Here is a 19,912-nt window from a genome sequence, read left to right as displayed (position 1 = left end):
CAAACCCCCGGATTTCCGGGGGGAGGGCGGTAAGTGATTGTTATGTCGGCAAAAAATTTTAAATTTTTTGAAAAATAAGTTTGACAGACTTTCGATACGCCCTTAAGATTCGCCCCGTCCTCAGCGATGACATCAACGATGAGGGGCTATAGCTCAGCTGGGAGAGCGCTTGCATGGCATGCAAGAGGTCGACGGTTCGATCCCGTCTAGCTCCACCAATTTACACTTCAAGGTCTGGCCACACCGGCCTTGAAGCGATCAACACTCAGCGTTGATCAGTTGTATAGAAGGTTTGTGTCCCCTTCGTCTAGTGGCCTAGGACACCGCCCTTTCACGGCGGTAACAGGGGTTCGAGTCCCCTAGGGGACGCCAGTTTTACAGAAGTGATGTTGCAAGATGTCACTCCGCCGCGAGGCGAAAAATCTGGGGCTATAGCTCAGCTGGGAGAGCGCTTGCATGGCATGCAAGAGGTCGACGGTTCGATCCCGTCTAGCTCCACCAATTTTACACTTCAAGGTCTGGCCACACCGGCCTTGAAGCGATCAGTACTCAGCGCTGATCAGTGTATAGAAGGGTTTGCGTCCCCTTCGTCTAGTGGCCTAGGACACCGCCCTTTCACGGCGGTAACAGGGGTTCGAGTCCCCTAGGGGACGCCACGATTACCCGCTCTGCGGGATTTTATAAGGGTCATTCAATTATTGAATGGCCCTTTTGTTTGTCTGGCGTTTGGCCAACTCCCCCATGCCCTCTCTGCTCTTCTGACCAACGGTCAAATCCAGCCCTTGCGTAAATTTATTATGAGAATAATATTTTCGTCGTAATATTCGGAGATAACGATGAACGACAAAAAAGCTCAAACCCGTGAACGCATTCTCCAGGCCGCCAGCTCTGCGCTGATTCAACGTGGCCCGGCGGAACCGAGCGTGGGCGAAGTGATGGGTGCGGCCGGCCTGACTGTCGGCGGCTTCTATGCGCACTTCGAAAGCAAGGACGCGATGATGCTGGAAGCCTTCACCCAGTTGCTCGGCCAGCGTCGGGCGTTGATCGCCGACATGGATGCCGAGCTGACCGGGGAAGAGCGCCGGGCGTTGGTCGCGGCGTTCTACCTGTCGCGCAAACACCGCGACTCCACCGAAAACGCCTGCCCGATTCCGGCGTCGGTGGGGGAACTGGGCCGCCTGCCGGACGACTTCCGGCTGGCCTTGAACGAGCACGTCGAGCTGATGGTCGCGCAGTTAGCCAGCAGCCCGGAAGACGCCGATAAGGTCCTGGCAGACCTGGCGCTGATGGTGGGGGGGCTGGCCCTGGCGCGGGCGCTGGGAGGCGGTGAGTTGTCCGATCGATTGCTGCGTGCCGCCAAGTCGGCGGTGCTGTGACCTGAAGCGTTAGCCTTTGGAGATGAGCGATGAGCACCTTGAGTTGGGTTCGCGGCGTTAACGGCACCTTGGGCTGGGTGGCGCCGAAGTTGATTGCAAGCAAAATGCGCCAGGCGTTCATGACGCCGCGTGAACTACCGCCTCGCGACTGGGAGATGCCGCTGCTGGCCAGTGCCGAGCGCATCACCTTGCGCTTCGGGCTCTCGGCCTTGCGCTGGGGGCAGGGGCCGGCGGTATTGCTGATGCACGGTTGGGAAGGGCGGCCGACCCAGTTTGCCAGCCTGATTACCGCCCTGGTGGAGGCCGGTTATACGGTGGTCGCCCTGGACGGTCCTGCCCACGGCCGTTCGCCGGGGCGCGAGGCCAACGTCGTGCTGTTCGCCCGCGCCATGCTCGAAGCGGCAGCCGAGTTGCCGCCCCTGCAAGGGGTCATCGGCCACTCCATGGGCGGCGCCAGTGCGATGCTGGCGGTGCAGTTGGGGTTGCGTACAGAAACCCTGGTGAGTATCGCGGCGCCGGCGCGGATTCTGGGCGTGCTACGCGGTTTTGCCCGCTACGTCGGCATGCCGCCCAAGGCGCGCTCGGCGTTTATCCGACAAGTTGAACAGGATGTGGGGTTCTCGGCTTCCAGGCTCGATGTCGCCCACTATCAATTGGACATGCCCGGGCTGATCGTGCATGCCGAGGACGATATCTTTGTCCCGGTGGGCGAGTCGCAACTGATTCACGAAGCCTGGTTCGACAGTCGCCTGCTGCGCTTGCAGGAGGGTGGTCATCAACGGGTGCTGGCCGACCCGCAAGTGATCGAAGGGGTGCTGGGCCTGCTCGCCGGTCGCAGCCTGCAGGCGCGGCAATCCGCTTGATCATCCGTTACACTGCTCCCGGTCGAATAATCGGACCGGGAGCGAGGCATGGGTTGGGATCGGGCAACACCCTTTGTGATTGACCTGCAGGTGGCCGCAGAGGACATCGACGGGCTGGGACACGCCAATAACGCGGTGTACGTCACCTGGCTCGAGCGCTGCGCCTGGCGCCACTCACAGCGCCTCGGGCTGGACCTGGTGGAGTATCGGCGGCTGAACCGGGCCATGGCCGTGGTGCGCCACGAGATCGATTACCTGGCAGCGGCCTATGAGGGTGACGAGCTGCAATTGGCGACCTGGATTGTCGACTGGGACCAGCGCCTGAAAATGACCCGGCATTTCCAGCTGGTTCGCCCCAGCGACAACGCGACCCTGCTGCGCGCCCAGACCACCTTTGTCTGTATCGAACTGTCCAGCGGCAAGCCCAAGCGCATGCCCGCCGAGTTCATCGAAGGCTACGCCCCGGCGTTGTACGCGCCCGCCTGAACGGATTGATGGAGTAAAAAACGGCACCCTGCGGGGTAATGCCGATCAGTTAAGCGGCTGCGCCCCCTTGTAGGAGCGAGCTTGCTCGCGAAGAACGTCAACGATAACGCGTGTATTCAGGATCAACGCGGTGTCTTGGCGTTTTTCGCGAGCAAGCTCGCTCCTACAGGGGAACAGGGCAATACACAGATTTTACCAGGCACAAAAAAAGCACCCCGTAGGGTGCTTTTTTTTGTTGCTGCGCTTCGCTTGAGCGATCAGCCCGCCAGACCGGCTTGCTGGACCAGGGTCAGCAGCGGTTGCGGGTAGACGCCCAGGAAGAACGCGAGGGCGGCGATGGCCAGCAGCATTACGCCACCTGCCTTTTGCTCCCAGTGCAGCTGTGCGTCGACGCGGCGCAGGTTAGGCTCGATCAGGAACAGGGTAACCATCACGCGCAGGTAGTAGAACACGCCGATGGCGCTACCCAGCACCAGAGAGCCGACCAGCCACCATTGGTGCGCTTCGACACCGGTGGCAATGATGTAGAACTTGCCGATGAAACCAGCGGTCAGCGGGATGCCGGCCAGGGACAGCATCATCACGGTCAGCACGGCGGTCAGGTACGGACGGCGCCAGAACAGGCCGCGGTACTCGTACAGGGCATCGGCGTCACGGCCTTTATACGGCGAGGACATCAGGGTGATCACGCCGAACGCGCCGAGGCTGGTGATCACGTAGGTGACCAGGTACACGCCGATGGCTTCCACGGCCAGGCCCTTGCTCGCCACCAGGGCGATCAGCAGGTAGCCGAAGTGGGCAATGGAGGAGTAACCCAGCAGACGCTTGAGGTTGCTCTGGGTCAGTGCCAACAGGTTACCGAACAGGATCGAGGCAATCGCGATCACGGTCAGCACAGTGCTCAACACACCGCTGCTGGCCACTGGCGACATCTGGAACAGGCGCACCATCACCGCGAACACCGCGACTTTCGACGCGGTTGCCAGGAAGGCTGCGACCGGTGCCGGAGCACCTTCGTAGACGTCCGGGGTCCAGAGGTGGAACGGTACCAGCGACAGTTTGAACGCCAGGCCGATCAACATCATGCCCAGGCCCAGTTGCGCCAGCGGGCTAGGCAGGCCGGTGGCTTCCAGGGCCATGCCGATGCCGCTGAAGCTCAGGGTGCCGGCTTCGGCGTACAGCAGCGCCATGCCGAACAACAGGAACGCGGAACCGGCGGCCGACAGCACCATGTACTTGATGCCGGCTTCCAGCGAGCGCTTGTTGAAGAAGGCGTAGGCCACCAGACCGTAGACCGGTACCGACAGCAGTTCCAGGCCGATGAACAAGCCGGCCAGGTGCTGCGCGCTGACCAGGACCAGGCCGCCGGCGGCGGCCATCAGGATCAGCAGGTACAGTTCTTCACGGTTGCCCGGGTAACCCGTGCCGCCATCGCCCAGGTAGGCGTGGGCAAGGGTGACGCAGGCGAGGGTGGCGACCAGGATCAGCGCCATGTACAGGCAGGCAAAGCTGTCGATCTGCAGCAGGGGAGTCACGGCCAGGGGCGCGACTTTCAGGGCTGGCAGAATCGACAACAAGGCCAGGTTGAGACCCGCCACCGACAGCAGGAAGGTCTGTGAGTGATTGCGGCGCCAGGCGATCGCCAGCATCACCACGATGATCGTGGCGCTGGTGATCAACAGCGGCGCTAGCGCGATAAAGTGTTGAATCTTGAATTCCATAGCGCTCTTACCGGGCCGAAGCGAGTTGAGTGAAGGCGGTACCGAGCCATTGCTGCACACCATGCATCGTCGCAGCAGAGGTATCGAGGAACGGTTGCGGGTAAACGCCGAGGTAGATCAGCAGTACCGCAAGGCCGAGCACCATGATCAGTTCGCGAGCATCCATGCCGTGCAACACCGCGTCCGACTTGGACGGGCCGAAGTAGGCACGGTGGATCATGATCAGCGAGTAGACCGAACCGAACACCAGGCCGGAGGTGGCAATCGCAGTGATCCATGGCGCACTGGCGAAGGTGCCGATCAGGATCAGGAACTCACCGACGAAGTTGCCGGTCCCCGGCAAGCCCAGGGAAGCGGCTGCGAAGAACAGGCTGATGGCCGGCAGGTAGGCGATCTTCGACCACAGGCCACCCATTTCACGCATGTCGCGGGTGTGGGTGCGCTCGTACAACTGGCCGCTGAGGATAAACAGTGCCGCCGCGGACAGGCCGTGGGCGAGCATCTGGATCACCGCGCCCTGCAGGGCCAACTGGCTGCCGGAGTAGATGCCGATCAGCACGAAACCCATGTGCGAGACGCTGGAGAACGCGATCAGGCGCTTGATGTCGGTCTGGGCAAATGCCAGGAACGCACCGTAGAAGATCCCGACCAGGCCCAGGGCCATGGCAAACGGCGCGAACTCGGCCGAGGCGTTCGGGAACAGCGGCAGGGCGAAACGCAGCAGGCCGTAGGCCGCAGTCTTCAGCAAGATACCGGCGAGGTCGACGGAACCTGCGGTCGGCGCCTGGGCGTGAGCGTCAGGCAGCCAGGAGTGGAACGGCACCACGGGCAGCTTGACCGCGAAAGCGATGAAGAAGCCGAGCATCAGGATGTACTCGGTGGTCATCGACATCTTGGTTTTCAACAGGTCAGCGTAGTTGAATGTAATCACGCCCGTGCTGTTGAAGTTGACCAGGACCAGACCGAGGATCGCCACCAGCATGATCAGGCCGGAAGCCTGAGTGAAGATGAAGAACTTGGTCGCCGCGTAGATCCGGGTTTTCTTGCCGTCCGAAGAACTGTGACCCCAGAGCGCGATGAGGAAGTACATCGGCACCAGCATCATTTCCCAGAAGAAGAAGAACATGAACAGGTCGAGGGCGAGGAACACGCCGACAACGCCGCCCAGGATCCACATCAGGTTCAGGTGGAAGAAACCCACGTGACGCTGAATCTCTTTCCACGAGCAGAGTACCGAGAGGATACCCAGCAGACCGGTCAGCAGGATCATCAACAGCGACAGGCCGTCGAGGGCCAGGTGCACATTGATGCCGAAGCGCTCGATCCAGACGTGCTTGAACTCAAGCGCCCAGGTCGGATCGGCACCCGGGGCCGGAGCAAATGAATAGTCACCGTGGGCCCACAGCCAGAGGCCGAGGGCGAGTTCCAGGGTCATGGTCAGCAGCGCAATCCAGCGTGGGAGGGTGGCGCCGAAGCGCTCACCCATCCAGCACAGCAGGCCGCCGATGAAGGGGATCAGGATTAGCCAAGGCAGAATCATGACGGGCTCGTTTCCTTTCGCAAATTCGCAAGGTTCATATCAGACCGCTACCAGCACGATGGCGCCGATTACCAGCACGGCACCAGCAGCCATCGAGGCGGCGTACCAACGCAGTTGACCCGTCTCGGTGCGGCTCAGAGAGTTGTGACCCCCTTTGGCCAGACGCGGGATCAAACCGATGGTTTGGTCGAACGGGTCTTTGCGCAGCAGGTGACTGATCGCCAGGTACGGCTTGACGAACAGCTTGTCGTAGATCCAGTCGAAGCCCCAGGCGGCGAACCACCAGGCCGAGAGCAGACGGCCGATGCCGCTGTTGGCGATGGCCGTGACCAACCGACGCTTGCCCAGGAACAGCAGCGCGGCCAGCAGGATACCGGACAGGGCGATGGCGCCCGAGGCGATTTCCAGGCTGTGCTTGGCTTCGCCACCGGCATGCCCGACGCTTTGCGGCAGGACACCGTGCAGCGGCGGTACGATCATCGCGCCAATGGCGGTCGACAGCACGATCAGCACCGACAGTGGCAGCCAGTGGGCAATGCCGTGGCCGGCGTGGGCTTCAGTCTTCGCTTCACCGTGGAACGCAATGAAGATCAGGCGGAAGGTGTACAGCGAGGTCATGAACGCACCCACCAGACCTGCGTACAGCAGGGCGTGGTTGCCGCTGGCAAAGGCTTCCCAGAGGATTTCGTCTTTCGAGTAGAAACCGGCGGTCACCAGTGGCAGGGCCGCAAGGGCCGCGCCGCCAACGATGAAGCTGGCGTAGGCCAGTGGCAGTTTTTTCCACAGACCGCCCATCTTGAAGATGTTCTGCTCGTGGTGGCAGGCGACGATCACCGCACCGGAAGCAAGGAACAGCAGCGCCTTGAAGAAGGCGTGGGTCATCAGGTGGAAGATCGCGCCGTCCCAGGCACCGACGCCCAGGGCCAGGAACATGTAGCCGATCTGGCTCATGGTCGAGTAGGCAAGGATACGCTTGATGTCGGTCTGGACCAGGGCCGCGAAACCCGCCAGCACCAAGGTCACACCGCCGACGATGCCGACCAGTTGCAGGATGTCCGGCGCCAGGGCAAACAGACCGTGGGTACGGGCAATCAGGTAGACACCGGCGGTCACCATGGTCGCGGCGTGGATCAGTGCCGAAACCGGGGTCGGGCCGGCCATTGCGTCCGCCAGCCAGGTTTGCAGCGGCAGCTGAGCCGATTTACCGACCGCGCCACCCAGCAGCATCAGGGTCGCGAGGACGATCCAGAAGTCGCCGGCCTGGAATTTCTGCGGTGCCAGCACCAGCAGTTCCTGGATGTTCAGCGTGCCCACTTGTTGGAACAGGATGAACAGGCCGATGGCCATGAACACGTCGCCGATACGGGTGACGATGAACGCCTTGAGTGCCGCGTTACCGTTGTTGCGGTTGCTGTAGTAGAAACCGATCAACAGGTAGGAGCACAGGCCCACGCCTTCCCAGCCGAAGTACAGGAACAACAGGTTATCGCCCAGCACCAGGAACAGCATGCTGGCGATAAACAGGTTGGTGTAGGCGAAGAAACGCGAGTAACCGGCTTCACCGCGCATGTACCAGGATGCGAACAGGTGGATCAGGAAGCCCACACCCACGACCACACCGAGCATGGTGACCGACAGGCCATCCAGGTACAGGGCAAAGTTGGGGGTGAAACCTTCCACCGCCATCCACTGCCACAACACCTGGGTGTAGTGGCCGCCTTCAGGCGGTGCGACGTTGAACTGCCAGATCACGTAGGCAGTGACGATCGCCGAGAGGCCGATGGAGCCAACACCGATCAGCGCCGCGAGGTTTTCCGAGAGGCGTCCGCGGGAGAACGACAGCAGCAGGAACCCGATCAGGGGGAATACGAAAGTCAGGAAGAGTAGGTTCATCCGCGCATCTCACTGGCAGCGTCGATATCGAGCGTGTGGAAGCGGCGATACAGTTGCAGCAGGATCGCCAGGCCAATACTGGCCTCGGCGGCTGCCAGGCTGATCACCAGGATGAACATGATCTGTCCATCCGGCTGGCCCCAACGTGCACCGGCAACGATGAACGCCAGGGCAGAGGCGTTCATCATCACTTCCAGGCTCATCAACACGAAAAGAATGTTGCGGCGGACCATCAGGCCGACCAGGCCGAGGCAGAACAGGATGCCGGCGACGGCCAGTCCATGCTCTAAAGGGATAGCAGGCATGAATTACTCCTTCGCCTCGTTGCGGCCCAAATGGAACGCCGTGACGGCTGCAGCGAGCAGCAGCATCGAGGCGAGTTCGACCACCAGCAGGTAAGGACCGAACAGGCTGATGCCCACGGCCTTGGCGTCCACGGTGACAAGACCAATGGCAGCGCCGCTGGAGTGGCCGAACAGTACGTACAGCAGTTCAGCCAGCAGCAGCGCGGCGAGCACGACCGGACCCAGCCAGATACCGGGCTTGAGCCAGACGCGTTCCTGCTGAACCGAGGCCGGACCCAGGTTCAGCATCATCACCACGAACACGAACAGCACCATGATGGCGCCGGCGTAGGCGATCACTTCCAGGACCCCGGCAAATGGCGCACCGAGGCTGAAGAAGGTCATCGCCACGGCGATCAGCGAAATAATCAGGTAGAGCAGGGCGTGCACAGGGTTGGTGTTGGTGATCACACGAAGCGTAGACACCACCGCAATACCCGATGCGAAATAGAAAGCGAATTCCATCTTTCTTCCTTAAGGCAGCAAGCTCTTCACGTTGATCGGCTCGGCTTCATTTTGCGCGGAGCCTTTTGGCTTACCGGCAATGGCCATACCTGCAACACGATAGAAGTTGTAGTCAGGGTTTTTACCGGGACCGGAGATCAGCAGATCTTCTTTCTCGTAAACCAGGTCCTGACGCTTGAACTCGGCCATTTCGAAATCCGGCGTGAGCTGGATCGCGGTGGTCGGGCAGGCTTCTTCGCACAGGCCGCAGAAAATGCAGCGCGAGAAGTTGATACGGAAGAAGTCCGGGTACCAGCGACCGTCTTCGGTTTCAGCTTTCTGCAGCGAGATGCAGCCGACCGGGCAGGCCACGGCGCACAGGTTGCAGGCTACACAACGCTCTTCACCATCGGGGTCACGGGTCAGGACGATACGGCCACGGTAGCGAGGCGGCAGGTACACCGCCTCTTCCGGGTATTGCAGGGTGTCGCGCTTGCGGAAGCCATGGCCGAAAACCATGATCAGGCTGCGCAATTGGGTACCAGTACCCTTAACGATGTCGCCAATATATTTGAACATGGGTCAAATCCTCACTGAACCGCGCCCGCAGGCGTGTTCAACAACACAACCGCAGCGGTCACCAGCAAATTGATCAGGGTCAGCGGCAGGCAGAATTTCCAGCTGAAATCCATCACCTGGTCATAACGCGGGCGCGGAATCGAAGCGCGCAGCAGGATGAACAGCATGATGAAGAACGCGGTCTTCAATGCGAACCAGAAGAACGCCAGTTGCGGCAGGATGCCGAACGGGCCGTGCCAGCCACCGAAGAACAGGGTGACCAACAGCGCGGAGATCAGGATGATGCCGATGTACTCGCCGACGAAGAACATGCCCCATTTCATGCCGGCATATTCGATGTGGTAACCGTCGGCCAGTTCCTGTTCCGCTTCCGGCTGGTCGAACGGGTGACGGTGAGTCACGGCGACGCCAGCAACGAAGAAGGTACAGAAACCGAAGAACTGCGGAATGATGAACCACAGGTTCTGCGCCTGGTACTCGACGATGTCGCGCATGTTGAACGAGCCGACCTGGACCACGATGCCCATGAGCGCCAGGCCCATGAACACTTCGTAGGACACGGTCTGGGCCGAGGCACGCAAGGCACCCAGCAGGGCGAACTTGTTGTTACTCGACCAGCCGGCGAACAGCACCGCGTAGACCGACAGGCCGGCCATGGCGAAGAAGAACAGCAGGCCGATGTTCAGGTCCGCCACACCCCAGGTCGGGGTGATCGGGATGATCGCGAAGGCGATCAGCAAGGCGCTCATGGCCACGACCGGTGCCAGGGTGAAGATCACCTTGTCGGCAAACGGCGGGGTCCAGTCTTCCTTGAAGAACATTTTCAGCATGTCGGCGGCGATCTGGAACATGCCGAACGGGCCAACGCGGTTCGGACCATAACGGTCCTGCCACCAGCCCAGCAGGCGACGTTCGACGAAGCTGAGCAGGGCACCTGCAACCACCACGGCCAGCATCACCACCAGGGCCTTGACGACCGCGATGATGGTGTCGATCACTTCAGGGGTGAACCAGGTCATTGCGCTGCCTCCTGCAGACCGTCAACGGAAAAGCCTGCGATCGCCGGTGGAATGCCCGCCAGGCCAGCAGGCAGGGCCACCAGGCCAGCACCCAGCTGTTCATTGATGCGCAGCGGCAGACGCAGGGTCTGGCCGGCCACGTTCAGGCTCAGCAGGGCGCCCTCGTTGACCCCCAGGCGATCGGCTTCGGACTTGGCCAGCGCCACGTAGGCCGCCGGAATGCGCTCTTGTACCGGGGCGGCTTTGGAAGAGTTCTCTTCGCTGCCGAACAGGTGGAAGAACGGCACGACCTGCCAGGTGCCCTGGGCCGGGTTGAAGGCGCGAGGCACGTTGGCGAACCAGTTCAGCGCATCACCGGTGCTTTCGATCAGGCGGGTGCCCGGGTCGCCAGCGCGGATGTGACCACCGACTTCGTCCTGGAACTTGTTCCAGGCTTGCGGCGAGTTCCAGCCCGGAGACCAGGCGAATGGCACTTGCTGACGCGGCTCGACCGAGCCCGAGTAACCTTCCATGGAGAAGGCGAACGCGGTGTCGTTGTCCTGCGGGGTACGCGGTTCATGCACGCTGATGTCGGCGCGCATGGCGGTCCGGCCGGAGTAGCGCAGCGGCTCGCGGGCCAGCTTCATGCCCTTGATGCGGAACGCGGCGGACGGGGCGGCATCGACAATGCGTGCCAGTTGCGGCGTGCTGGAAGCGACGGCGGCGGTCACGTGGTCGAGCTGGGTCCAGTCGATTGGCTGGTTCAGCAGGGTGGCGCGCAGGGCGTGCAGCCAGCGCCAGCCTTCATGAACCAGGATGCTGGCGTCCATGTACTTCGGATCGAACACCTGGAAGAAGCGCTGGGCGCGACCTTCCTGGCTGACCAGGGTGCCATCGCCTTCGGCGAAGCTGGCAGCTGGCAGGACCAGGTGCGCGCGATCGCTGGTGGCGGTCTTCTGATGGTCAGCCACGATCAGCACTTTCGCGGCGCTCAGGGCTGCATCAACCTTGGCCTTGGCGGTGCGGGTGTACAGGTCGTTTTCCAGTACGACGATGGCGTCGGCCTGACCGTCGATGACCGCTTGCAACGCAGCGTCTACCGACTCACCACCGAGCATGGCCAGGCCGAGGCTGTTGGCCTCTGGCACGATCAGGCTGATGGAGCCGTTCTTCTCGCGCAGCTTCAACGCCTTGGCGATGTTCGCGGCGGCTTCGATCAAGGCTTTGGAGCCCAGGGAAGTACCGGCGATGATCAGTGGGCGCTTGGCTGCCAGCAGGGCGTCGGCGATGCGCTGGGCCAGTGCCAGGGCTTCGCTGTCCAGGCCGGCAACGGCTGGGGCGCTGGCGTCGAGGGCGTGAGCCACGGCGAAACCGATGCGGGCCAGGTCGTCGGGCGCGGCGTGTACGCACTCTTCGGCGATGTCGTCGAGCTTGGTTTCAGCGATGCTGGCGATGAACAGCGGGTTCAGCGCGTGCTGGCCGATGTTCTTCACCGCGGCGTCGAGCCAAGGCTGGACGCGCATGGCGTCGGCCATGTCTTCGGCCTTGCCCTTGACCGACTGGCGCAGGGACAGGGCCATGCGGGCGGCAGTCTGGGTCAGGTCTTCACCGAGGACGAAGATCGCGTCGTGGTCTTCGATGTCGCGCATGTTCGGCACTGGCAGCGGGCTGTCTTTGAGCACCTGCAGGACCAGGCGGATACGCTCCAGTTCAGCGGCTTCGATACCGCTGTAGAAGTGCTCGGCGCCGACCAGTTCGCGCAACGCGTAGTTGCTTTCGAGGCTGGCCCGCGGCGAACCGATACCGACGATGTTGCGACCGCGCAGCAGGTCGGCGGCTTTATCCAGCGCTTCGTCGAGGCTCAGCTTGGCACCATTGGCCAGCAGTGGCTGGCGTGGGCGGTCTTCGCGGTTGACGTAGCCATAGCCGAAACGGCCACGGTCGCACAGGAAGTACTGGTTCACCGAACCGTTGAAACGGTTCTCGATGCGACGCAGTTCGCCGTAGCGCTCACCCGGGGAGATGTTGCAACCGCTGGAGCAGCCATGGCAGATGCTCGGCGAGAATTGCATGTCCCACTTGCGGTTGTAGCGCTCGGAGTGAGTCTTGTCGGTGAACACACCGGTCGGGCAGACCTCGGTGAGGTTGCCGGAGAACTCGCTTTCCAGGGTGCCGTCTTCAACGCGACCGAAGTACACGTTGTCGTGGGCGCCGAACACGCCCAGGTCGGTGCCGCCGGCGTAGTCTTTGTAGAAGCGCACGCAGCGGTAGCAGGCGATGCAGCGGTTCATCTCGTGAGAAATGAACGGGCCCAGTTGCTGGTTCTGGTGGGTACGCTTGGTGAAACGGTAACGGCGCTCGTTGTGGCCGGTCATTACCGTCATGTCTTGCAGGTGGCAGTGACCGCCTTCCTCACAGACTGGGCAGTCGTGAGGGTGGTTGGTCATCAGCCATTCAACAACGCTGGCGCGAAAGGCCTTGGACTCTTCATCGTCGATGGAGATCCAGGTGCCATCGGTGGCAGGGGTCATGCAGGACATGACGATACGACCACGGGTGTCGTTCTCGTCGGTGTACTGCTTGACCGCGCACTGGCGGCAAGCGCCAACGCTGCCAAGGGCGGGGTGCCAGCAGAAGTAAGGAATATCGAGGCCTAGCGACAGACATGCCTGTAACAGGTTGTCTGCCCCGTCGACTTCGAGCGCTTTGCCGTCTACGTGGATAGTGGCCATGGTTCAAAGTTCTTCGTTGGCCCGGTGTCAGCGGGCGTGGCTAATGGAATCTTGTCATTCGCGTGAGTCAAAACAGCCGCGGGCGGCGTCATCACACGAGCAGGCGAAGGGCACGGACCCTTCGCCTGGTTAAGCGTTACGCGCCGACTACGATCGGCCTTGCCAGAGGTGGGACGGCAGCGCTGACAGGCGCGATGCCGGCTTCGAACTCTGGACGGAAGTATTTGATTGCGCTGCCCAATGGCTCCACGGCGCCCGGTGCGTGAGCACAGAAGGTCTTGCCTGGGCCGAGGAAACCGACCAGACCCAGCAGGGTCTCGATGTCACCGGGTTGGCCTTCGCCTTTCTCGATGGCCATCAGCAGCTTGACGCTCCATGGCAAGCCATCGCGGCAAGGGGTGCAGAAACCGCACGACTCACGGGCGAAGAACTGTTCCATGTTGCGCAGCAGGGACACCATGTTGACGCTGTCGTCCACCGCCATGGCCAGGCCGGTCCCCATGCGGGTGCCCACCTTGGCGATGCCGCCGGCGTACATTTGTGCGTCCAGGTGTTCCGGCAACAGGAAGCCGGTACCGGCGCCGCCTGGCTGCCAGGCCTTGAGCTTGAAGCCGTCGCGCATGCCACCGGCGTAGTCTTCGAACAACTCGCGGCCGGTGACGCCGAACGGCAACTCCCACAGGCCCGGGTTCTTGACCTTGCCGGAGAAGCCCATGAGCTTGGTGCCCATGTCTTCGCTGCCTTCACGGGCCAACGACTTGTACCAGTCCACGCCGTCGGCAATGATCGCCGGCACGTTGCACAGGGTTTCGACGTTGTTCACGCACGTTGGCTTGCCCCACACGCCTACAGCGGCAGGAAAGGGCGGCTTGGAGCGCGGATTGGCGCGACGGCCTTCGAGGGAGTTGATCAGTGCGGTTTCTTCACCGCAGATGTAACGCCCGGCGCCGGTGTGCACGAACAGCTCGAAATCAAAGCCCGAGCCGAGGATGTTCTTGCCCAGCAGGCCAGCGGCCTTGGCCTCTTCCACGGCACGGTTGAGGTGCTTGGCGGCGGTGGTGTACTCGCCACGCAGGAAGATGTAGCCACGGTAGGTTTTCAGCGCGCGGGCGCTGATCAGCATGCCTTCGATCAGCAGATGGGGCAGTTGCTCCATCAGCATGCGGTCTTTCCAGGTGTTGGGCTCCATTTCATCCGCGTTGCACAGCAGGTAGCGGATGTTGATGGATTCGTCTTTGGGCATCAGGCCCCACTTCACGCCTGTGGGGAAGCCTGCACCGCCGCGACCCTTGAGGCCGGCATCTTTCACGGTCTGGACGATGTCGTCCTGGGCCATGTCGGCGAAAGCTTTGCGTGCAGCGGCGTAGCCGTTCTTGGCCTGGTACTCGTCGAACCACACAGCTTCGCCGTCGTCACGCAGGCGCCAGGTCAGCGGATGGGTCTCTGCCGAGCGCTTGATGCGGTTGGCCGGGCCGAAGGAAGTCAGGGTCATACGTAGCCCTCCAACAGTTTGGCAACGCCAGCAGGCTGTACGTCACCGAAAGTGTCGTCGTCGATCATCAGCGCCGGTGCCTTGTCGCAGTTGCCGAGGCAGCAGACAGGCAGCAGGGTGAAACGACCGTCGGCAGTGGTCTGGCCCAGGCCGATCCCCAGTTTGCTCTGGATCTCGCTGACTACCGACTCATGGCCGCCGATGTAGCAGACCATGCTGTCGCAGACGCGAATGATGTGACGGCCCACTGGCTGGCGGAAGATCTGGCTGTAGAACGTCGCCACGCCTTCAACGTCGCTGGCCGGGATGCCGAGGATCTCGCCGATGGCGTACAGGGCGCCATCGGGCACCCAGCCACGTTCCTTCTGGACGATCTTCAGGGCTTCGATCGACGCCGCGCGCGGGTCTTCGTAGTGATGCAACTCGTGCTCGATGGCCGAGCGCTCGGTTTCACTCAAGGTGAAACGGTCTGTCTGGATAAGCGTGCTGTTCATGCTTAGCGGTCCACGTCGGCCATAACGAAGTCGATACTACCCAGGTACGCAATCAAGTCCGCGACCATGCTGCCTTTGATCACCGAAGGGATCTGCTGCAGGTGCGGGAAGCTTGGAGTACGGATCCGGGTGCGGTAGCTCATGGTGCCGCCGTCGCTCGTCAGGTAGTAACTGTTGATACCCTTGGTCGCTTCGATCATCTGGAAGGATTCGTTGGCCGGCATGACCGGGCCCCACGAAACTTGCAGGAAGTGCGTGATCAGGGTCTCGATGTGCTGCAGCGTGCGCTCTTTCGGCGGCGGCGTAGTCAGCGGGTGATCTGCCTTGTACGGGCCTTCCGGCATGTTGCGCATGCACTGGTCGATGATTTTGATGCTCTGGCGCATTTCTTCGACGCGCACCATGCAACGGTCGTAGGCATCGCCATTGGCCGCCAGCGGTACTTCGAACTCGAAGTTCTCGTAGCCCGAATACGGACGCGCTTTACGCAGGTCGAAATCGCAACCGGTGGAGCGCAGGCCAGCACCGGTGACGCCCCATTCCAGGGCTTCTTTGGTGTTGTAGGCGGCGACGCCGATGGTCCGGCCCTTGAGGATGCTGTTCTGCAGGGCGGCCTTGGTGTACTCGTCGAGGCGCTTGGGTAGCCATTCAACGAAGTCCTTGACCAGTTTTTCCCAGCCGCGTGGCAGGTCGTGGGCGACACCACCGATGCGGTACCAGGCCGGGTGCAGGCGGAAGCCGGTAATGGCTTCGATCACCGTGTACGCCTTCTGGCGGTCGGTGAAGGTGAAGAACACCGGGGTCATGGCGCCGACGTCCTGGATGTAGGTACCCAGGAACAGCAGGTGGCTGGTGATCCGGAAGAACTCGGCCATCATGATGCGGATGACGTCGACCTTCTCGGGCACCTTGATGCCGGCCAGCTTCTCGACCGAGAGCACGTACGGCAGGTTGTTCATCACGCCGCCGAGGTAATCGATACGGTCGGTGTACGGGATGAAGCTGTGCCAGGACTGGCGCTCGGCCATTTTCTCGGCACCACGGTGGTGGTAGCCGATGTCCGGTACGCAGTCGACGATCTCTTCGCCATCCAGCTGCAGGATGATACGGAACGCGCCGTGAGCCGAAGGGTGGTTCGGCCCCAGGTTGAGGAACATGTAGTCCTCGTTCGCGCCGGAGCGTTTCATGCCCCAGTCTTCAGGCTTGAAGCGCGCGGCTTCTTCCTCGAGCTGTTGCTTGGCCAGGGTCAGGCTGAACGGGTCGAACTCGGTGGCGCGGGCCGGGAAGTCCTTGCGCAGCGGGTGACCTTCCCAGGTCGGCGGCATCATGATGCGCGACAGGTGCGGGTGACCTTTGAAGTCGATGCCGTACATGTCCCAGACTTCACGCTCGTACCAGTTGGCGTTCGGCCAGATGCTGGTGACGGACGGCACGCTGAGGTCGCTCTCGGACAAGGCGACCTTGATCATTACGTCACTATTACGTTCGATCGACATCAGGTGGTAGAACACGGTGAAGTCGACGCCGCCTGGCAGCCCTTGACGCTTGGTGCGCAGACGCTCGTCCACGCCATGCAGGTCATAGAGCATGACGTACGGCTTGGGCAGGTTGCGCAGGAAGGTCAGGACTTCGACGAGTTTGGCGCGGGCAACCCAAAGCACCGGCATGCCGGTGCGGGTAGGCTGGGCAGTGAATGCCTCAGGGCCAAAGCGGTTGTTCAGTTCGACGACCACATCCTGGTCGTCTGCCTTGTAAGGCGGGATGTACAGAGCACTGCCTGTAGTCATGGTTATTTATCGCTTTCGGTCAACGTAAAGAATGAAGCCAGTGTCTCGTTCTATTAAAGAATCAGATCTGGATCAGACTTCGTCGGGGCTGCGCAGGTTGGTGACTGCGATTCGCTGTTCGCGGCGCGCATCCTTTTGCGAAGGCATCTCGGCGCGGTAGACGCCTTGATCGCCGACGACCCAGGAAAGCGGACGACGCTCCTGTCCAATCGACTCTTGCAAGAGCATCAGGCCTTGCAGGAAAGCTTCAGGGCGGGGCGGGCAGCCAGGCACGTAGACGTCCACGGGCAGGAACTTGTCCACTCCCTGGACCACGGAGTAGATGTCGTACATGCCACCGGAGTTGGCGCACGAACCCATGGAGATGACCCACTTCGGCTCGAGCATTTGCTCGTAGAGACGCTGAATGATCGGCGCCATCTTGATGAAGCAGGTACCGGCGATAACCATGAAATCCGCCTGGCGCGGCGATGCCCGGATAACCTCGGCGCCAAAGCGCGCGATGTCGTGGGGCGCCGTGAAGGCGGTGGTCATTTCCACGTAGCAGCACGAAAGGCCGAAGTTGTACGGCCACAGGGAGTTTTTACGCCCCCAGTTGACTGCACCGCTCAGCACGTCTTCGAGCTTGCCCATGAAGATGTTTTTGTGGACTTGATCTTCTAACGGATCGGAAACGGTTTCCCGCTCGCCGATCGGGTACTGCTCGTTAGGAGCATCCGGGTCGATCCTGGTGAGATTGTATTGCATTGCCAAAGCCTCATTGTTTCAGCTTCGCCTGCCGCTTACGACGAGCTTCCGGAGCCCAGTCAAGGGCGCCCACTCGAAATAGGTAGACAAGACCTGCCAACAGAATTGCTATGAAAACGAGAGCTTCGACGAATCCGGTCCAGCCGCTTTCGCGGACGGACACAGACCATGCAAAGAGAAAGAGGGCTTCGATATCGAAGATCACGAACAACATCGCGACCAGATAGAATTTGGCTGAGAGCCGCAAGCGGGCGCCACCTGTAGGTAGCATGCCGGACTCGAACGGTTCGTTTTTGCTGCGGCCCCAGGCTTTTGACCCGAGGAGGCTGGAGACGCCGAGCATGAAGGCACAAAGGCCGCCGACACCCAGAAGGAAAATGGCAAAGCCCCAGTTGTGGGCCATGAGTCCTGTCGCTTCGGGCATGCTGGTAATCCTTAACAGAGAGCAAGGGTCTCTGAGCTTGATAAAGAAATAAAGCAGTGACGATATGTCGCAGCGCAATCGATCGCGGTGATTTTATGGCTAAACACCGTGCAAGTAAAATTCCTATAGCGAAATTATTTATAGGAATAAGGACATAGCGCACCTGCGAGGCCCTGCAGCCCGTGCGGTACGGGCATTAGCCAGGGTTTTGTTAATTATGTTTTGTGGCTGTTGTAATGAATATAGTTTGAGCTAAATGATAATCAATATTATTTAGAGCGTTTTTTAAACTATTCCACGGCCGGGTAACCGCAAAGTTACGGTTACTTGCCTGCTACAGCAAGTTGTCAGGGGGCAGGTTTTAACCGTTTTGACCATTGCTGATACCGCGCTGGGTCAATGTTTTGCTTCGTCGACCTGTAGGAGCAGGCTTGCCCGCGATGGCATCGTCATTATCTGTCCGGGTATCGCGACGCCTGCATCGCGAGCAAGCTTTGCTCCTGCGGGGTGTGTCAGGTGGTGGCGTGGAATCCCACGCAAAAAAACGCCCCGAACCAGTCGGGGCGTCAGATTTTCGGCATTGCAGTTAGCTTTCTACCAAGTCTGCGATGGCCGTGTGCTCAAGGCGAAGTCGATCAGTGGAACTGTTCTTCTTCGGTGGAGCCGGTCAGTGCGGTAACCGAAGACGAGCCACCTTGGATTACGGTGGTCATGTCGTCGAAGTAGCCAGTGCCCACTTCCTGCTGGTGCGCCACGAAGGTGTAGCCTTTGGCAGCGTCAGCGAATTCCTGCTCTTGCAGCTTCACGTAGGCAGTCATGTCGTTGCGGGCGTAGTCGTGCGCCAGGTTGAACATGCTGTGCCACATGTTGTGAATGCCAGCCAGGGTGATGAACTGGTGCTTGTAGCCCATGGCGGACAGTTCGCGCTGGAACTTGGCGATGGTCGCGTCGTCCAGGTTTTTCTTCCAGTTGAAGGAAGGCGAGCAGTTGTACGACAGCAGTTGGTCCGGGTATTCCTTCTTGATCGCTTCAGCGAAGCGACGAGCTTCGTCCAGGTCCGGCTTGGCGGTTTCGCACCAGATCAGGTCGGCGTACGGCGCGTAAGCCAGGCCGCGAGCGATGGCCTGGTCCAGACCGGCGCGCACTTTGTAGAAACCTTCCTGGGTGCGTTCGCCAGTCACGAATGGCTGATCGTACGGGTCGCAGTCGGACGTCAGCAGGTCAGCGGCGTTAGCGTCGGTACGAGCAAGGATGATGGTCGAAATGCCGGCGACGTCAGCTGCCAGACGAGCAGCGGTCAGCTTCTGCACAGCTTCCTGGGTAGGAACCAGTACTTTGCCGCCCATGTGCCCGCATTTTTTCACGGAAGCCAGTTGGTCTTCGAAGTGAACGCCGGCGGCGCCTGCTTCGATCATGCTCTTCATCAGCTCGTAGGCGTTCAGTACGCCGCCGAAACCGGCTTCGGCGTCAGCCACGATCGGTGCGAAGTAGTCGATGTAGCCTTCGTCGCCTGGGCCTTTGCCGGCTTTCCACTGGATCTGGTCAGCACGACGGAAGGAGTTGTTGATGCGCTTGACCACGGTGGGTACCGAGTCAACCGGGTACAGCGACTGGTCCGGGTACATCGATTCGGCGGAGTTGTTGTCCGCAGCCACCTGCCAGCCCGACAGGTAGATCGCCTGGATACCGGCTTTGACTTGTTGCACAGCCTGGCCGCCGGTCAGGGCGCCCATGCAGTTGACGAAATCTTTCTCAGGGCGGAAGGACGGCTTGGCACCCTGGGTCACCAGGTTCCACAGCTTCTCGGCGCCCAGTTTTGCAAAGGTGTGCTCAGGTTGAACCGAGCCACGCAGGCGGACGACGTCAGCAGCGGAGTAAGCGCGTGTCACGCCTTTCCAGCGTGGGTTTTCAGCCCAGTCTTTTTCGAGGGCTGCAATTTGCTGTTCGCGTGTCAGTGCCATGGAGATAAACCTCGTCGCATAGGTCTTGGTG

Annotated in this window: 17 protein-coding genes and 4 tRNA genes; 7 read left to right on the top strand and 14 right to left on the bottom strand. The window is 61.0% G+C overall.

Translation table 11 applies throughout. From position 1 onward, the window contains the following. Positions 1–142 precede the first annotated feature (142 nt). The 7 genes from AACY45_RS06160 to AACY45_RS06130 all read left to right on the top strand — a co-directional run bounded on the left by AACY45_RS06160 (position 143) and on the right by AACY45_RS06130 (position 2,725). A tRNA-Ala gene (locus AACY45_RS06160) sits at positions 143–218 on the top strand. Between the two features lie 78 nt (positions 219–296). After that, a tRNA-Glu gene (locus AACY45_RS06155) sits at positions 297–372 on the top strand. Between the two features lie 53 nt (positions 373–425). Then, positions 426–501: transfer RNA gene (locus tag AACY45_RS06150), tRNA-Ala, on the top strand. Between the two features lie 79 nt (positions 502–580). Next, positions 581–656: transfer RNA gene (locus AACY45_RS06145), tRNA-Glu, on the top strand. 180 nt (positions 657–836) lie between these two features. Beyond that, entirely contained in the window at positions 837–1,376 is a 540-nt protein-coding gene (locus AACY45_RS06140; protein ID WP_339544621.1) for a TetR/AcrR family transcriptional regulator, read from the top strand. Positions 1,377–1,405: 29 nt separating this feature from the next. Further along, positions 1,406–2,239 (top strand): alpha/beta fold hydrolase, encoded by an 834-nt coding sequence (locus AACY45_RS06135; protein WP_339544620.1) that lies wholly within the window; start codon positions 1,406–1,408, stop codon positions 2,237–2,239. Positions 2,240–2,287: 48 nt separating this feature from the next. Beyond that, entirely contained in the window at positions 2,288–2,725 is a 438-nt protein-coding gene (locus tag AACY45_RS06130; protein WP_339544619.1) for an acyl-CoA thioesterase, read from the top strand. 257 nt (positions 2,726–2,982) lie between these two features. Here the strand turns inward: AACY45_RS06130 and nuoN are convergent, their stop codons facing one another. The 14 genes from nuoN to aceA form a co-directional block, all read right to left on the bottom strand. After that, positions 2,983–4,446, bottom strand: coding sequence for an NADH-quinone oxidoreductase subunit NuoN (gene nuoN / locus AACY45_RS06125; RefSeq protein ID WP_339544618.1), 1,464 nt, complete (start codon positions 4,444–4,446; stop codon positions 2,983–2,985). Between the two features lie 7 nt (positions 4,447–4,453). Continuing rightward, positions 4,454–5,986 (bottom strand): NADH-quinone oxidoreductase subunit M, encoded by a 1,533-nt coding sequence (gene nuoM / locus AACY45_RS06120; protein ID WP_095165247.1) that lies wholly within the window; start codon positions 5,984–5,986, stop codon positions 4,454–4,456. A 39-nt stretch (positions 5,987–6,025) separates the two neighbouring features. After that, positions 6,026–7,879 (bottom strand): NADH-quinone oxidoreductase subunit L, encoded by a 1,854-nt coding sequence (gene nuoL, locus AACY45_RS06115; protein ID WP_339544617.1) that lies wholly within the window; start codon positions 7,877–7,879, stop codon positions 6,026–6,028. Further along, complete coding sequence (nuoK, locus tag AACY45_RS06110; RefSeq protein WP_003223790.1) at positions 7,876–8,184, bottom strand: NADH-quinone oxidoreductase subunit NuoK; 309 nt, start codon at positions 8,182–8,184, stop codon at positions 7,876–7,878. The genes nuoL and nuoK overlap by 4 nt, the downstream gene beginning before the upstream one ends. A gap of 3 nt (positions 8,185–8,187) precedes the next feature. Beyond that, the gene (nuoJ, locus tag AACY45_RS06105) at positions 8,188–8,688 is read right to left on the bottom strand and encodes an NADH-quinone oxidoreductase subunit J (protein WP_339544616.1); all 501 of its coding nucleotides are present in this window, start codon (positions 8,686–8,688) and stop codon (positions 8,188–8,190) included. A gap of 9 nt (positions 8,689–8,697) precedes the next feature. Next, a complete protein-coding gene (gene nuoI, locus AACY45_RS06100; RefSeq protein ID WP_042559871.1) occupies positions 8,698–9,246 on the bottom strand; it encodes an NADH-quinone oxidoreductase subunit NuoI in 549 nt (182 codons plus the stop codon). Positions 9,247–9,257: 11 nt separating this feature from the next. Beyond that, positions 9,258–10,265 (bottom strand): NADH-quinone oxidoreductase subunit NuoH, encoded by a 1,008-nt coding sequence (gene nuoH / locus AACY45_RS06095; protein WP_095165243.1) that lies wholly within the window; start codon positions 10,263–10,265, stop codon positions 9,258–9,260. Further along, a complete protein-coding gene (gene nuoG, locus AACY45_RS06090) occupies positions 10,262–12,976 on the bottom strand; it encodes an NADH-quinone oxidoreductase subunit NuoG (protein WP_339544615.1) in 2,715 nt (904 codons plus the stop codon). The genes nuoH and nuoG overlap by 4 nt, the downstream gene beginning before the upstream one ends. Before the next feature lie 136 nt (positions 12,977–13,112). Beyond that, positions 13,113–14,468: an NADH-quinone oxidoreductase subunit NuoF gene (gene nuoF / locus AACY45_RS06085; protein WP_339544614.1), complete on the bottom strand. Its 1,356-nt coding sequence runs from the start codon at positions 14,466–14,468 to the stop codon at positions 13,113–13,115. Then, on the bottom strand, positions 14,465–14,962 hold the full coding sequence (gene nuoE, locus AACY45_RS06080) for an NADH-quinone oxidoreductase subunit NuoE (protein WP_008020715.1): 498 nt from the start codon (positions 14,960–14,962) through the stop codon (positions 14,465–14,467). Before nuoE ends, nuoF begins: the two co-directional genes overlap by 4 nt. A 2-nt stretch (positions 14,963–14,964) precedes the next feature. Continuing rightward, on the bottom strand, positions 14,965–16,749 hold the full coding sequence (gene nuoC / locus AACY45_RS06075; RefSeq protein ID WP_095165240.1) for an NADH-quinone oxidoreductase subunit C/D: 1,785 nt from the start codon (positions 16,747–16,749) through the stop codon (positions 14,965–14,967). 72 nt (positions 16,750–16,821) lie between these two features. Then, positions 16,822–17,496: a NuoB/complex I 20 kDa subunit family protein gene (locus AACY45_RS06070; RefSeq protein WP_339544613.1), complete on the bottom strand. Its 675-nt coding sequence runs from the start codon at positions 17,494–17,496 to the stop codon at positions 16,822–16,824. Between the two features lie 10 nt (positions 17,497–17,506). Beyond that, positions 17,507–17,920, bottom strand: a complete 414-nt coding sequence (locus AACY45_RS06065; RefSeq protein WP_007905050.1) for an NADH-quinone oxidoreductase subunit A — start codon at positions 17,918–17,920, stop codon at positions 17,507–17,509. 635 nt (positions 17,921–18,555) lie between these two features. Further along, positions 18,556–19,881 (bottom strand): isocitrate lyase, encoded by a 1,326-nt coding sequence (gene aceA, locus AACY45_RS06060; RefSeq protein WP_339544612.1) that lies wholly within the window; start codon positions 19,879–19,881, stop codon positions 18,556–18,558. Positions 19,882–19,912: the final 31 nt, after the last annotated feature.

The sequence above is a fragment of the Pseudomonas sp. RA_35y_Pfl2_P32 genome (genome assembly GCF_963970735.1).
Lineage (GTDB): Bacteria > Pseudomonadota > Gammaproteobacteria > Pseudomonadales > Pseudomonadaceae > Aquipseudomonas.
Note: the sequence above shows the minus strand (reverse complement) of the source record. Positions and strands in the feature narration are given on the sequence as shown.

Bases quoted from the DNA above. Each gene is read 5' to 3' on its own strand.
- AACY45_RS06140 (WP_339544621.1), top strand. From the start codon at position 837: ATGAACGACAAAAAAGCTCAAACCCGTGAACGCATTCTCCAGGCCGCC.
- AACY45_RS06135 (WP_339544620.1), top strand. From the start codon at position 1,406: ATGAGCACCTTGAGTTGGGTTCGCGGCGTTAACGGCACCTTGGGCTGG.
- AACY45_RS06130 (WP_339544619.1), top strand. From the start codon at position 2,288: ATGGGTTGGGATCGGGCAACACCCTTTGTGATTGACCTGCAGGTGGCC.
- nuoN (WP_339544618.1), bottom strand. From the start codon at position 4,446: ATGGAATTCAAGATTCAACACTTTATCGCGCTAGCGCCGCTGTTGATC.
- nuoM (WP_095165247.1), bottom strand. From the start codon at position 5,986: ATGATTCTGCCTTGGCTAATCCTGATCCCCTTCATCGGCGGCCTGCTG.
- nuoL (WP_339544617.1), bottom strand. From the start codon at position 7,879: ATGAACCTACTCTTCCTGACTTTCGTATTCCCCCTGATCGGGTTCCTG.
- nuoK (WP_003223790.1), bottom strand. From the start codon at position 8,184: ATGCCTGCTATCCCTTTAGAGCATGGACTGGCCGTCGCCGGCATCCTG.
- nuoJ (WP_339544616.1), bottom strand. From the start codon at position 8,688: ATGGAATTCGCTTTCTATTTCGCATCGGGTATTGCGGTGGTGTCTACG.
- nuoI (WP_042559871.1), bottom strand. From the start codon at position 9,246: ATGTTCAAATATATTGGCGACATCGTTAAGGGTACTGGTACCCAATTG.
- nuoH (WP_095165243.1), bottom strand. From the start codon at position 10,265: ATGACCTGGTTCACCCCTGAAGTGATCGACACCATCATCGCGGTCGTC.
- nuoG (WP_339544615.1), bottom strand. From the start codon at position 12,976: ATGGCCACTATCCACGTAGACGGCAAAGCGCTCGAAGTCGACGGGGCA.
- nuoF (WP_339544614.1), bottom strand. From the start codon at position 14,468: ATGACCCTGACTTCCTTCGGCCCGGCCAACCGCATCAAGCGCTCGGCA.
- nuoE (WP_008020715.1), bottom strand. From the start codon at position 14,962: ATGAACAGCACGCTTATCCAGACAGACCGTTTCACCTTGAGTGAAACC.
- nuoC (WP_095165240.1), bottom strand. From the start codon at position 16,749: ATGACTACAGGCAGTGCTCTGTACATCCCGCCTTACAAGGCAGACGAC.
- AACY45_RS06070 (WP_339544613.1), bottom strand. From the start codon at position 17,496: ATGCAATACAATCTCACCAGGATCGACCCGGATGCTCCTAACGAGCAG.
- AACY45_RS06065 (WP_007905050.1), bottom strand. From the start codon at position 17,920: ATGCCCGAAGCGACAGGACTCATGGCCCACAACTGGGGCTTTGCCATT.
- aceA (WP_339544612.1), bottom strand. From the start codon at position 19,881: ATGGCACTGACACGCGAACAGCAAATTGCAGCCCTCGAAAAAGACTGG.